Annotated in this window: 12 protein-coding genes; 6 read left to right on the forward strand and 6 right to left on the reverse strand. The window is 36.6% G+C overall.

The features are described from left to right. Positions 1-4 precede the first annotated feature (4 nt). The 6 genes from FTT75_RS06315 to tviB all read right to left on the reverse strand — a co-directional run bounded on the left by FTT75_RS06315 (position 5) and on the right by tviB (position 7,042). Entirely contained in the window at positions 5-1,171 is a 1,167-nt protein-coding gene (locus FTT75_RS06315) for an O-antigen ligase (RefSeq protein ID WP_180186101.1), read from the reverse strand. 61 nt (positions 1,172-1,232) lie between these two features. Further along, on the reverse strand, positions 1,233-2,360 hold the full coding sequence (locus tag FTT75_RS06320; RefSeq protein ID WP_180186102.1) for a RimK family alpha-L-glutamate ligase: 1,128 nt from the start codon (positions 2,358-2,360) through the stop codon (positions 1,233-1,235). Positions 2,361-2,374: 14 nt separating this feature from the next. Further along, positions 2,375-3,454: an NAD/NADP octopine/nopaline dehydrogenase family protein gene (locus FTT75_RS06325; protein WP_180186103.1), complete on the reverse strand. Its 1,080-nt coding sequence runs from the start codon at positions 3,452-3,454 to the stop codon at positions 2,375-2,377. Further along, positions 3,451-4,719 (reverse strand): flippase, encoded by a 1,269-nt coding sequence (locus FTT75_RS06330; RefSeq protein WP_180186104.1) that lies wholly within the window; start codon positions 4,717-4,719, stop codon positions 3,451-3,453. The genes FTT75_RS06325 and FTT75_RS06330 overlap by 4 nt, the downstream gene beginning before the upstream one ends. 2 nt (positions 4,720-4,721) lie before the next feature. Beyond that, on the reverse strand, positions 4,722-5,747 hold the full coding sequence (locus FTT75_RS06335; RefSeq protein ID WP_180186105.1) for an NAD-dependent epimerase/dehydratase family protein: 1,026 nt from the start codon (positions 5,745-5,747) through the stop codon (positions 4,722-4,724). A gap of 17 nt (positions 5,748-5,764) precedes the next feature. Further along, positions 5,765-7,042, reverse strand: coding sequence for a Vi polysaccharide biosynthesis UDP-N-acetylglucosamine C-6 dehydrogenase TviB (gene tviB, locus FTT75_RS06340; RefSeq protein WP_180186106.1), 1,278 nt, complete (start codon positions 7,040-7,042; stop codon positions 5,765-5,767). Between the two features lie 208 nt (positions 7,043-7,250). On the opposite strand from tviB, the gene FTT75_RS06345 reads away from it, so the two are divergent. The 6 genes from FTT75_RS06345 to FTT75_RS06370 all read left to right on the forward strand — a co-directional run bounded on the left by FTT75_RS06345 (position 7,251) and on the right by FTT75_RS06370 (position 14,463). Further along, positions 7,251-8,002, forward strand: a protein-coding gene (locus FTT75_RS06345) for an IS5 family transposase (protein ID WP_370981754.1) whose coding sequence is annotated in 2 segments (ribosomal slippage) — positions 7,251-7,485 and positions 7,485-8,002 — 753 coding nt in all. Because the reading frame shifts where the segments join, the coding sequence is not laid out codon by codon here. 178 nt (positions 8,003-8,180) lie between these two features. Continuing rightward, a complete protein-coding gene (locus FTT75_RS06350; RefSeq protein ID WP_180186107.1) occupies positions 8,181-9,284 on the forward strand; it encodes a polysaccharide biosynthesis/export family protein in 1,104 nt (367 codons plus the stop codon). Beyond that, positions 9,284-9,712 carry a low molecular weight protein-tyrosine-phosphatase gene (locus tag FTT75_RS06355; protein ID WP_180186108.1) on the forward strand — a complete coding sequence of 143 codons (429 nt, stop codon included), beginning with the start codon at positions 9,284-9,286 and terminating at the stop codon, positions 9,710-9,712. Before FTT75_RS06350 ends, FTT75_RS06355 begins: the two co-directional genes overlap by 1 nt. Positions 9,713-9,747: 35 nt before the next feature. Next, complete coding sequence (locus tag FTT75_RS06360; protein WP_180186109.1) at positions 9,748-11,931, forward strand: polysaccharide biosynthesis tyrosine autokinase; 2,184 nt, start codon at positions 9,748-9,750, stop codon at positions 11,929-11,931. Positions 11,932-12,076: 145 nt separating this feature from the next. Beyond that, positions 12,077-13,528 (forward strand): capsule assembly Wzi family protein, encoded by a 1,452-nt coding sequence (locus FTT75_RS06365; RefSeq protein WP_180186110.1) that lies wholly within the window; start codon positions 12,077-12,079, stop codon positions 13,526-13,528. A gap of 230 nt (positions 13,529-13,758) precedes the next feature. After that, positions 13,759-14,463: an FKBP-type peptidyl-prolyl cis-trans isomerase gene (locus FTT75_RS06370; RefSeq protein WP_005094756.1), complete on the forward strand. Its 705-nt coding sequence runs from the start codon at positions 13,759-13,761 to the stop codon at positions 14,461-14,463. Positions 14,464-14,489: the final 26 nt, after the last annotated feature.

A 14,489-nucleotide genomic window follows, 5' to 3' on the forward strand; every position in this document is an offset into this window, starting at 1 on the left:
AATCTTAAATTTTATGATTATGAATTTTACGATTTTTTTTACCAAAAACATAGCCTAACAATATCGCATTAAATATAGTTCCACTTGATGTGTAATACATAGAAAACATAGTTTGAAAAGAAGCAATAAGCAAAATTGTTATTAAAATTGTCTTATCTTCCTTACTCATCTTTTCATATAGCAAAAAATAGACAATACTACAAAAAACAGCTAGATAAGATGAAACACCAATCAAACCAAAATTTGTTAACAATTCCAGCCAATCATTATGAGCTAAAAGACCATAACCACTATAATAAATAGTAGATACAAATCCGAAACCAAATAAAACATTAATCACATTATCACTAGCATACCAATTGTTCCACAAATTTCTATATATAATCTCCCGCCCACTAGTATTAGAATCTATACTCTGTAATCTTTCTACTAAATATTCATTACTTTGATAGAATTGATATATTAAAAGTGTTAAAAAGGTTAGACCCACTAGAGATACAACGAATCCTATTTTTCTTTTTTTGGGATTCAGTGATGTTATTTGATAATATACAAATACTAATACTCCTAGCATTCCTAAAATAAACGCCCCTCTTTTAGCCCCCTGAAAAACAAAAAATATTATTAATAACATATTTATTATCGCTAATATTTTTTTCTCCCCCCAAAGAAATACATAGGGAATTAATATAATAAATAGATATGCTATATTTGAAACAACCCTTTCCTCATCTACCATAAATTCATCAATGAAATCTATTTTACTTATATAAAAATTTGCGATAATTATAGGTGTAATTAAAATAGAAAAAATCAGCAAATCTCTTCCTTGAAGATTATCTTTCAAAGAAAAATAGTAAAAAGCAAAAAATGGTAAAATAGCTATACATATATTTTTAATTTGAGAATAGTGCGTACCACTATAATTACCACCAGAGACAAATCCAAAAATATTAATAGATAATAAAAAAAGCCAAGCCCAATAAAATAAAGGTTTCTTATCAGCTCTTAATAAAGTTTTTAATAAATATATAGCAGATATACTCAATATAATAAGTAGTGAAATTTTTGCTATGAAAGAGCCACTTTCATAAATAACCCCCTGTGCAAAATATAGAAATATGAAACACAATATGACATTCTTGAAAAGAATATTAGAATTTACTTTCATTAAACATCCAGTCAACCATTCTTACTACTAAAAATATCTATTAAAATATATTTCAAAATAACTAATTAATATTTTTTTCAATATAACTTTTTAATGAAACTTCTTGAATCCAATACTTACCAGGTATAAATTGATAATTACTTTCATCAAGTCTTTTATATTTTCCTGAAACTCCATTTATACATAATTGCTCACAAGTATCTATACCAATAAATATAGAGGATTCAATAATAAAATATTTTTTCTTTTTTTCACTGTAAACAAAGTCTGTTGCCAGCATAGTAGAACCAAACTTTTCTCGAACCTTATACGCTAATTCTAATGCTTCATTAGGTATTTCTTTTTTTTCATAATTCCCAGCGCCAGATGCTCTAAAATCGCCTTTATTAGGGTAGCGATAGTACCCAAATAGTTCATCACCAATACATATTACACGTAAGTCAAAAGTCGCATCTTCAATATACTCTTGAAAATAAACATAATTTTTTTGGCTTTGATACTTAAAATAAGTATCCTTACCTTTATATGAAAATATTTTATCTACAACTTTTTTGGCTTCATTATAGTCATTAATTTTATCAACACCAAAAGAAGCTGATCCAGTAGAAATTTTTGAAATAATTGGAAACCTTACATGTTTTAGATAGTCTATGGTATCTTGTTTTGAGTGACTAATATAAGTTGGAATAGTTGGCAAATCATATAACTTATATAAATAATTTGCTCTAACTTTGCTTTCATAAGACCATATTTCATCATAGCTCGGAAAACATTTTATTCCCATTTTTTCCAAGATATATATCTTACTTTCAGCTATTTCTTGTGTTGAAGGGTCAGAATCAGTATGCCAAATTATGAGATCATATTTTTCTGCTTCTTCCATCCAGTTTGATCTAAATGGATCATAAAATGAATAAGAAATTTGATTATTTTTTAAGAATCTTTCGTATTTAGGAAAGTAAGCTCTTTCTGTAACTAAACCTTCATTAGCAAAGTTATCACTATCTCTGACTAATCCAACAGATATACAAATAGGCTTATCTAAAAAAAATTTTTCGGCTTCTTCTAAATAACTTTGTAACTCGATTTCATTCATTAAATCTTTTTTCTGTCTAATTCTTCTTTTTATGTAGATTTCTTTAAAAAAAGCATTTGAAAAAATTAATTTAAGTAAATATTTTTTTAACATTATAAAACCTGTACTCAATTGAAAAAACTAATAAGTTGGTCAGTGCTCAAGTTATCTAATCCTAAATCCTTTAAGGTTCTAGCATGCTGTTGAAAATTATACTTTACAAGTGAGGAAGCTATAAAAATTAATGAATCAGTAATTGGGGTTGGTATATTCATTTTTTTTCCAAGCATACTTAAAAGACATAAACCATTTGCAACATCTTCATGTAAATACCTTGTTGCTAAAGAGTCAGGGCCTTTTGGTCCGCCTGTTTCTGCATACCCTTTAAAAACTTCATAAGAATCCATATTCAAATCATCTGCATTACGGAACTTACAAGCATCAAGATAAGATAACTGTTCACCTTTGAATGCTTCAATTATTTTATTTTTTTCAGAGTCTAAATCATGAATAAGATTCCAGATAGCAGGTGAAAATGACTCCTTATACATCCAAAACTCCCCCTTCATCATCTCAATACGACTTGCAGACATAATTACACCTATCGTATGAACAACCAGATTAGGGTTATGCAAAGCTGATTCTACCAAGTTTTGTCTTTTAAACTTATAAGTATCAACTAGAGTAGAAATATACTGAAGACCTTCATCTGCTCTTGCTTTTGGTAAAAACGAAACAGCGTTACGTCTATTTTTAAATAATATTTTCACTACCCCAGGTTTCTCTAATCTTGCGTCATAAGGTGTTGATTCACCTTCAGCATAAATAACTTTATTACCTAGTTTTTTATATAAATATAATGAACCTAAATTTCCAGGAATTGTAAAAATAATTTTACAGGAATCTGGAATAAAAGAAGCTATTTTTTCAGCTACACTTTCATGATGAATACTTTGAGTTAAAATTATGATGATTTCATTATCCTGTAAACCATCTTTAATATCTCTTGTAATTTTAAAAATCTTAACAAAATTTTGACTATCATCTAAATCGTGTAACCAAATACCTTGTTGTTGACTAATTACATTAAAATTTTTTTCATGTAAAGATTTAGAAGTCTTAATTAAACTAACAATATGGCCTTGCTGAGTAAATTTTGCAGCCAATGCACAACCAGCATTACCCGTCCCTAAAATAGCTATTTTCATTTTACTATAACACTCCGTTGAATAGTTTTGGCTTTAAACATTATACTTAATCCAAGAATGGCCCTAGTTAATGCAACTGTAATAGCTGCGCCTAAAAAACTATAAAAATAGATTAATGGAAAACATAATGTAAATCCCATTAAAGAACTTACAATTGTAATATTTCTTAAAGATTTTTCATATCCATGTATAATCATGTAATTAACACCATAAGTATTACTCAATGCTAAAAACACCAAGGAGCATGCTATAATTTGCAAAACAACAATAGATTGATAAAATTCAGGTGTAAAGAAAATCTTTATAATAAAAGGAGCTATTAAAACTAGAATTATAGAAGAAACTATCGATATAGTAATATTAATTTTAGCGTAGACACTATGTTTATTTGACTTTCTTGATAAAAATGGGAAAAATACTCGTGATAATATATTAATAAATTGTTGGGCGATATTTGCAAATTTACTGCCTGCATCCAATAAACCATTTGCTATGCTTCCACCCCAGAAACCAAGAAGCACAGATGAAAAACTATTATAAAAGTTTGGAACAATATTATTTATAAATACATCTTTACTATTCTTTATAGTTATTATTATTTCTCGATATTTAGGGGATGATATTTTAACTTTCCACTTAACCACAATTAGGTAAAGTGAAACCAAGCCTACTAATATTGAGCCTAGACTTAAAAATAAAGGTTGTAAAATAAAGTCGGACTTTTCTTTAACAAATATAAAAATAAATAATGTAAAAATTAATTTAGAAATTAAATCAAAAATTGTAATAAATTTCATTTTTTCTATGGCTTGAAAAAACCAATCTGCAAATAGAATTCTTGCCGGTACAAGCATAAAAGTAATAAACAATAATGTCTGGCTTTCCTTTAAATAAGGAATAAACTCAGTAAGAATAAAAAGTATAATAAAAGAGATTGAAGCAAGTAAGCTTTTGGCCCAAAATACATTAGAAAAAATTTCAGATACTTTTTTTAAATTATCCCGATGACGTGCGACATCACGGGTAGCAGTATAATTAAACCCCCAGTCTGTAATCGTCTGAAACCAAACTACTATAGCTGCGGCAAAAGCAATTTTACCAAAACCCTCTACACCAATGACTCTCGCTAAATATGGAATTGTCATTAATGGGAAAATATAGCCAGCAATTTGCATTACCATCAGATAACCAAAATTACTCGCTAAAGCCTTCCCATCTTTACTGGCACTTACACGATTTTTAAGCACCTTAATTCTATTAAACATATTTACTTACTAAAGCTTATATACCAAGGCATTGCTTGATCAATTCCTTGCGCAATTACAAATTCTGGGCTATATCCCAGTAAACTTTTAATCTTTTCTATACTTGCCTGTGAATGTCGAACATCCCCAGCCCGAAAATCACGGTATACAGGCTCTTTCGTATATGTCACACCATTTTCATTTAAAGCAACTTTAATCGTATTAAACAAATCATTCAGCGTAGTACGATCCCCTACTGCGACATTATAAACTTGATTTTTAGCTTCATCATTTTGTGTAGTGGCTGCCAGAATATTGGCCTGAACCGTGTTCTCAATAAAACAGAAATCACGACTGGTTTCACCATCACCATTAATGAACACATCATCACCGGCAATCATGGCTGCGGTCCATTTTGGAATGACTGCAGCATAGGCCCCATTCGGGTCCTGACGCTTGCCGAAGACATTGAAGTAACGCAAACCAATCGTTTTAAAGCCATAAGTTCGGGCAAAGACTTCAGCATACAGCTCATTTACATATTTGGTGACCGCATAAGGTGAAAGCGGTTTGCCGATATTTTCTTCGACTTTAGGCAGTGCCGGATGGTCACCATAAGTTGAACTACTAGCAGCATAGGTAAAGCTTTTGACTTCTGCATCACGTGCCGCAGTCAGCATATTTAAAAAGCCGGTAATATTGGCTGCATTGGTAGTAATCGGGTCAGCAATAGAACGCGGTACAGAACCTAAAGCGGCTTGGTGCAACACATAATTCACACCTGCACATGCTGTCTGGCAGTCTTCAAAATTACGGATATCACCTTCATAAAACTTGAAGTTTGCCCATTGCTCAGGAGTTACCAAGTTTTTTACTTCATTCAGATTATGCTGATGACCTGTGGCAAAATTATCCAAACCGACTACATTTTGGTTCAGCTTTAATAAAGTTTCCAGTAAGTTTGAGCCAATAAAGCCTGCCACACCGGTAATTAACCAGGTTTTTGGTACTTGTTGTAATTGCTCGCATACAGTTTGATATTGGCTCATGTTTAAGGTCCTTATAATTACAGACGAAGGTCAGATTCAGATTGATCCAGTACATATTTCAGATCATATAAAATATGTGCTGGCTTACCCAGGGCACGTAATGCTTCAGCACCCATGGCTTTAAACTGATCATGTGCAACGGCTAAAATTACTGCGTCATACTGACCCTGTTCCACGTTTTTGACCGGATTAATCCCGTATTCATGTTGAGCTTCGCTTGCATCCACCCATGGGTCATACACATCGGCAACAATATTGTATTCTGTTAGTTCATTGACAATATCAATAATTTTGGTATTACGAATATCCGGGCAGTTTTCTTTAAAACTTAAGCCTAAAACCAGAACCTTAGCGCCTTCGACCTGAATCTTTTTCTTGATCATGGCCTTGACCAGCTGGGTAACCACATAAGCCCCCATACCATCATTTAAACGGCGACCTGCCAGAATAATTTCAGGATGGTAACCGATGGACTGTGCTTTATGGGTCAAATAGTACGGATCGACACCAATACAGTGCCCCCCCACCAGACCTGGACGGAATGGCAAGAAATTCCATTTGGTGCCGGCAGCCTGCAATACTGCTTCGGTATCAATTCCCATTTTATTAAAGATCACGGCCAGTTCATTAATCAATGCAATATTGACATCACGCTGAGTATTTTCAATCACTTTTGCCGCTTCAGCCACTTTAATACTGGTGGCTTTATGCGTACCTGCCTCAATCACCAGGTTATACACCTGATCGACAAATTCAGCGACTTCAGGGGTAGAACCTGAGGTAATTTTCAAAATATTGGTTACGCGGTGCAGTTTATCGCCCGGATTAATTCGCTCTGGACTATAACCGGCAAAGAAGTCCTGATTGAACTTCAGGCCTGACACTTGCTCCAGAACCGGAATACAGGTTTCTTCAGTCGCACCCGGATATACCGTAGACTCATACACCACCACATCGCCTTTTTTCAGTACCTGTCCAATACTGGTCGAGGCCTTAACAAGAGGAGTTAAGTCTGGCTGTTTAAACTCATCAATTGGCGTAGGTACAGTGACAATAAAGAAATTACAGCTTTTTAAATCTTCTAAATTTGCTGAATAGCTAAGCTGATTTGCCTGTTTGAGTTCTTCTTTCGATACTTCTAAGGTATGGTCTTGGCCACTTTTAAGTTCATCAATTCTTTTTTGATAGATATCAAAACCAATTACAGGTACTTTTTTCCCAAATTCAACCGCAAGTGGTAAGCCTACATAACCTAACCCAATGACCGCAATTTTTAAATCTGCAATAGATAGCATTTTAACGCCTTATTTATGTACTGTACTTATGAAGATTAAATCTTTCGGCAGGCATACTAGCAGAAAACTATGAAATTTCCGTTGTGATTTAACACCAAAAAACAAAAAAAATAAGAAAATATTTAACTAGGGCGTGTCCTCATTTGAAAAATTGGTTTTAAATACTTAAAATCCTCCTTTAAGCTCTTTTGATTTCTATATTTTTTCAATGGCACGTACTCTTCTCACCGATGATATCTGGCAGCAAATTCAAGATACTATGCGATTACACGGTTGTTACTGTTCAAAGAATAGTAGAAATATCATGGAAGCGATCTTATGGAAACTGCGTACAGGCGCCACATGGCGTGATATTCCCCAAGAATTTTGTCCTTGGCAAACTGCTTACAATCGCTTTAATCGTTGGGCAAGCAAGGGATTGTGGGATAAATTTTTTTTAGATTACGAGGCGTCTTGGATCAAGAATGGGTATTCATTGACGGAAGTTACATACGCGTGCATCAACATGCAAGTGGAGCTCGGCATGGTTTCGAAAGAGCAATTGGACAATCACGTGGTGGACGAACAACAAAAATACATCTTGCAACCGACGCGAATGGATTACCGATTGATTTTAAAATCACTGGGGGTGACGTCCACGACAGTCAAGTTGCAAAACAACTGATTGATACGGTAGACGAGGCAACTTATCTCATTGCTGATAAGGGGTATGATGCTGAGCACATTAGAATATATGCCAAGAACAAGAATATGATTCCCATTATTCCATTGAGATCAAACAGTAAGAGATCGAATAAGGAATTTGATAAATATCTATATAAATTAAGACATTTAGTTGAAAATGCTTTTGCGAGATTAAAACATTTCCGTGCTATTGCAACTCGATTTGATAAACTGGCACGCAATTATAAATCTATGATTCGTATAGCCTGTATATTTATTTGGTGCAAAGCCAAATGAGGACACACCCTAAGCTTATGAAAGAAGACTTTGGAAAAAGATTTTATTGAGCGAACAGGCTTTTCTCTCTTCATTCACTATTCAGTTAAAATCAGATACATTTTGTTATAATAAAATCAAAGTTCTCAGGTAGAATATCGCAGATTTAACAAATTAAATATTAAAAACGGGATTTCATGTGCGACAAATTCAACTGGCTTTTTTACTGACTTGCGGTCTCACTTTGACCGGTTGTGCAGTTACCTCTGGTCTGCAAACTTATGACCTACCAGCAGAAGGTGTTTATCAAACTGAACTCGGCACTTCAGTCAATGTGATTAAACTCACCCAGGACTCTATGCTGGCCGTTCAGCCTGCTGTACAGAATATTCAACAACAATATGCCCATCTGTTTAACACACAGCATCGTAACTACAGCCTGAGCCCAGGTGATATTTTGTCAATTTATTTATGGGCTTATCCTGAACTCACCTCTCCTAGCAATAGTATTAGTAATGATCAAGCTGCTCAGGCCAGTGGCTTCCAAATCGACTCAGAAGGTTATATTCAGTTTCCCATTATTGGCCGTTATAAGGCTGCAGGGAAATCACTGACACAAGTCAATCGTGAATTGCGCAGCCAATTATCACGTTACCTGAAAAACCCAGATGTGATTGCGCGAGTATTGTCTTATCAAGGCCAGCGTTACTCAGTACAAGGTAACGTAATGCAGGGTGGTCAATTTTACTTAAGTGATCAACCTGTGAGTGTTTATACTGCTTTAGGTATGGCAGGTGGTGTGAATGCACAACAAGGTGATAATGCCTCTATTACCCTGGTGCGTCAGGGACGTTCATATAGTTTAAACACCGTAGAACTAGAAAAAGCAGGTTTTTCGCTGCATAACTTATTGATTCAGCCAAATGACACATTATATGTAAACAACCGCGAAAACCAGAAAATCTATGTCATGGGTGAGTCGGGTAAAAACCAATCTTTGCCATTACGTGATCAAGGCATGAGCCTCAGTGATGTACTAGGCGAAAGTCTGGGCTTAAATCCACTTTCTGCCAGTCGTAGTAAGGTTTATGTGGTGCGTAGCCAACCAAATACTGCCCACACTGAAGTCTATCAGATGGACTTGACCAGCATTGCTGATTTTGGTCTGGCCAACCAGTTTAAAATGCATAGCAATGATATTGTCTATGTCGATGCATCCGGCCTGGCGCGCTGGCAGCGTGTCGTAAACCAGATTATTCCATTCTCAAATGCGTTGTATAATCTAGATCGTTTGGGGAATTAATGAAAATTAATAATATTTTGGTAGTCTGTATTGGCAATATTTGCCGTAGCCCCATGGCAGAATACTTTTTAAAACAGCAGTATCCGCACTTAAAGATTGAGTCTGCAGGTATTGCTGGCGTCGTCGGACATGCAGCCGATGAAAAAGCCAGTCTATGCATGCAACGCTTTGAGATTGATATGAGTGCGCATATTGCAAAAAAACTCAATGCTGAACTGATTAAAAAAGCCGACTTGGTTCTGGTCATGAGTCAGAACCAGCAAAAGCATATCGAACAGACCTGGCCATTTGCCAAGGGTAAAACCTTCAGGCTGGGGCATTGGCAAAGTAAAAATATTGCCGACCCTTATCAGCATGATCAGACATTTTTTGATGACACCTGTCAATTAATTCAAGACTGTATTGCTGACTGGAAAAAATATATTTAATTTTTTTAATATTTTCACTTTTTGATATTTAAATTATGAGCCAAACCGCCAACACCGAAGATACCATTGACCTCAAGGAATTGTTTTTTTCCTTAATTGCGCAATGGAAACTGATTGCCCTATGCATTATTTTAAGCTTGATCTGTGCCTTACTCTACTTAAGAACCACACCAGATACATATACAGTAGATGCCTTGGTACAAGTCGAAGATAGTAAAGGTACTTCAGCTGCACTACTGGGTGATCTATCAAGCATGATCGAACAAAAATCTCCAGCGCAAGCCGAAATTGAGATTTTAAAATCGCGTTTGGTGCTCGGCGAAGTCATCAATCATTTAAATTTAAATATTCGCATATCTGGTACAGAAGACAGTTTCTGGAACCGGTTAATGGCCAAGCATAAGTACAGCACTGAATACTCAAAAAAATCAGTATTATTTAAAGATAATCAGAATAGTTTTGATGTTCGCCAGTTTGATATTCCACAATATTTCCAAGATAAAAACTTAATTTTAAGTTTTAAAGAAGGCAAATATAGCCTGACTGATGAGACAACTGAACAGGTGGTTTTTTCTGCGCCTCTAAACCAGATCAGTCAATCCTCATCTGAATACGGCCTTTGGAAAGTAGGTGTTTTTAGTCAAGACCGTTTCGATGCCGCTTATAATATCCGAAAGCAAAGCTTGCCTGCTGCTATGCAGACTTTAACCGCCAGCTATTCCGTCGCTGAAAAAGGAAAATTGACTGGCGTATTAGGTCTCAATTATCAAGGTGAAGATAAAAAGCATATTACGCAAGTACTGAATGCTATCCTTACCGCCTATAGCCAGCAGAATATTGAGCGCCGCTCTGCAGAAACGGCTCAAACACTCAAGTTTTTAGAAGATCAGTTACCTGAGCTAAAACAGCAACTGGATGTTGCAGAGCGTGAATTTAACCGTTTCCGTCAACAATCAAATACAGTTGATGTCACTAAAGAATCAGAATTATATCTAACCCAGAGTATTGCTTTAGAAACACAAAAAGCTCAGATAGAACAGCAAGTTGCAGAAGCTTCATCCAAATATACCAATGAACATCCCATGATGCAGCAAATGAATGCACAACTCGGTGCAATCAATAAAAAAATTGCAGAGCTAGATGGGACTTTAAAACGTTTACCTGAATTGCAACGTCAATACTTACAATTTTTCCGTGAAGTTGAAGTTAAACAACAGCTCTATACAGGTCTATTGAATTCATACCAGCAACTTCGTATTGCCAAAGCAGGTGAAATCGGTAATGTCCGTATTGTCGATACTGCGGTCGAACCAATTCAACCGATTAAACCAAAGAAATTACAGATTCTGATTTTATCGATTTTCCTTGGTGGCTTCTTAGGCACATTATTGGCATTGTTACGCAATATGATGCGCTCAGGCATTAAAGATGCTGCTCAGATCGAGAATGAGCTGGATCTGCCAGTGTATGCCACCGTACCGCGTTCTTTAATTCAAGAAAGTTATATCAACCTGCTGAAAAAGAAAAAGAATATTCCTATTCTTGCGGTTAAAGACAGCGGTGATATTGCGATTGAAAGCCTGCGCAGTATGCGCACCGCAATTCACTTTGCCTTAATGAATGCCAGCAATAATGTGATTGCATTGTCAGGCCCTGCCCCTGAGATTGGGAAATCTTTTATTACTGTTAACCTTGCAACCATTTTGGCGCAAGGTGGAAAACGGGTACTCGTCATTGATGGTGATATGCGTCGTGGTTATTTGCATAAATATTTCAATGCAGAGCTAAGCCCTGGCTTAGCAGAACTGTTAAATCTTCAAAATAGCTATGAAGATATTGTCCAAAACTCGACTGTAGAAAACCTGTTCTTTGTTACTCGCGGCAAGAGTCCAGTCAATCCGTCTGAACTGTTAAGTACCGATAAATTCAAGGCTTTCCTGGATCAGGCATCTGCTCATTTTGATCACATCTTAATTGATACTCCGCCAGTACTTGCTGTGACTGATGGTATTATTATTGCGCAATATGCAGGGGTCAATTTATTGATTGCCCGTCATGCTCAGACGCAAATCAAAGAGCTTGAAATTACGGTGAATCGTTTTGAACAGGCCAATGTAAAAGTCAATGGCGTGATTCTCAATGATGTACAAAAAGGTGCAGCGGGTAGTTATGGTTATAATTATGCCTATGCCTATACTGCACATAAAGATAATGACTAATCTATTCTAAACTCAAATTTCACACTCTGTCTGAGCAGGGTGTGAAATTATCCTTCCTTACATTTATTGCAAATGATTGTTGTTGAAAAAATCAACTAAAAAACCTATCGTGGTTATAGTTTAAAAGTCCTGAGAATATACAAGAATGTTATCCAAAACACTGCTCGCTACCTTGGCATTAAGTTCTTCCTTCGCCTTTGCACAAGGCATCGTTTTAAATGACCAAAACTTACGTACCGATTTAAACTGGCTCAATCAGCAGGGTGTGATTCAAATCAGTACTTCCACTTGGCCCATCAGTGGTGATGAAATTCAACGTGCTCTTGCCCAAGCTAAAATCAACAATAATATTCAGCAAAAAGTCATTGATACTGTATTAGCACATTTGAATGCCAATAACCAGTCGCTCAAAGCATCCTTATTTGCAGAAACTGATCAAAAGAATATTCCTCAAGCCTTTGGCGATCAGCAAAAAGCGCAATATCAGGCAGGTATCGAGCTAAATGCGGGTAACGAGAACTGGGATGCCAGAATTCGTGTGAATGCAGAAAAAGATCTACAGATTGACAATGATCAAGATTTGAATCTTGAAGGCTCATATATCGCTGGAAAATTATGGAATCAATGGCTGATTGCTGGACAGATCCCGACCTACTGGGGTCCTGCACATGATGGCAGTTTAATTCGTGGTGATGCCAGCCGCCCTGTCTATGGCGTGACGATGCAGCGTGCCGAACAGAATGCTTTTGCAAACAAATGGTTGGCCTGGATTGGGCCTTGGCAATATCAAGCTTTTGCAGGGCAGTTGCAGGATTATGATGCTGTGCCTGATACCAAACTGATTGGCTTACGTATCACTGCACAACCTTTACCCTCTTTGGAGCTTGGTGCATCACGTGCTATTCAATGGGGTGGTGAAGGACGACCTGAAAATTTTAACTCATTTTGGGATGCATTAATTGGTAAAGATAATGTATATGGCGATACCATTAATCCGTCAAATCAAATTGCCGGTTTTGATGCACGCTTAAATCTACATCCCCTCATACAAGTCCCGATGGGTATCTATGCACAATATGTCGGTGAAGATGAAGCAGGCGGCTTGCCGGCCAAAAAAATGTATTTAGCTGGAGTCGATTATTCATCAAGTTATAACAATATGCCTTTCCAACTGTATACCGAATGGGCAGACACTCGTACCAATGGCAAGGTACAGGGCATTTCCTATAATCATAGTGTATATACAGATGGTTTTTACCAACATGGCTATCCCCTAGCGCATGCCATAGGTGGTGATGGTCAAATGCTGTCTGTAGGTGGCGATATTCGTTTGGATCATCTCAATCGTGTTAATACACGCATCCTATTTGCGAAATTTGATCAAGCAGCTAATCGACGTGATAGAGGCATTACTAATTTAGCTTTTCCAGCGCAGGATGAATTAAAAGCGCTAGATCTAACCTGGACACATTATCTACGCCCAGATATTCCACTTAAACTGAATGGGTGGGTGGGTGACTCTGATGTACACGGTAACGATGGCGGTGTATCAATTGGTATCGAATTCCCCTTAGAAAAGGGCTTATTTTCCTATTAAGACCTATTCAACACTCAAGTTCGGGTGATAGCGACAACTTTTCCATACCTTCCAAAATACTGATGAAACTGAAAATAAAAAAACCAGCACTTGCTGGTTTTTTTATATCTTCAAACTTCAACATAACTGCGGTGTCCACTTGCTAAAAAACCACCCATTCTGCAAGATTTCTCAAAATTTTCTGCTAAGATGGAATGAACCTCAACGATAACATTAGATTGGAATAATACATGAGCAAGGCCTTACCGATTGCTGTCGCTGTTCTTCTAGGCGGTGCCGCGCTAGTACCTGTTTACTATGCAACTCAAAACCCAGCTGCTCAAACGACTAAAGCATCTAAAGATGCCTCTGCTGTTTCTAAAATCAGCTATGCTCTCGGTTATGAAGTGGCTCATCAAACCCCACCTGAACTCGATATTAATAGCTTTGTGACAGGCGTACGTGAAGGACATGCGCGTACTGAACCGGCGTATACTGAAGAAGAATTACAGGCAGCTTACGAACAGTTCCAGAAAGAAATGCAGCAAAAGCAACTCGATAGCACTAAACAGGCACAAGCATCGAGTGACAGTTTCCTGACAGAAAATGCCAAAAAAGCGGGTGTAAAAACCACAGCTTCCGGTTTGCAATACCTAGTGACCAAAGAAGGCACGGGCAAACAGCCAGCTGCTTCTTCAATCGTGAAAGTCCATTACACCGGCAAACTGGTGGATGGTACTGTATTTGACAGTTCGGTTGAACGTGGCGAGCCGATTGAGTTTCCACTCAATCAAGTGATTCCAGGCTGGACTGAAGGTCTGCAACTGATGAAAGAAGGCGGTAAAGCGACCCTGTATATCCCATCTCAACTTGGTTATGGTGAACAAGGCGTGCCAGGGACGATTCCTCCACACAGTACTTTGATTTTTGATGTGGAACTCATTGAAGTCAAATAATCTATAAATAAGGAGAGCAATGCGCT

The sequence above is a fragment of the Acinetobacter sp. YH01008 genome, assembly GCF_013420435.1.
Classification (GTDB): domain Bacteria; phylum Pseudomonadota; class Gammaproteobacteria; order Pseudomonadales; family Moraxellaceae; genus Acinetobacter; species Acinetobacter pseudolwoffii.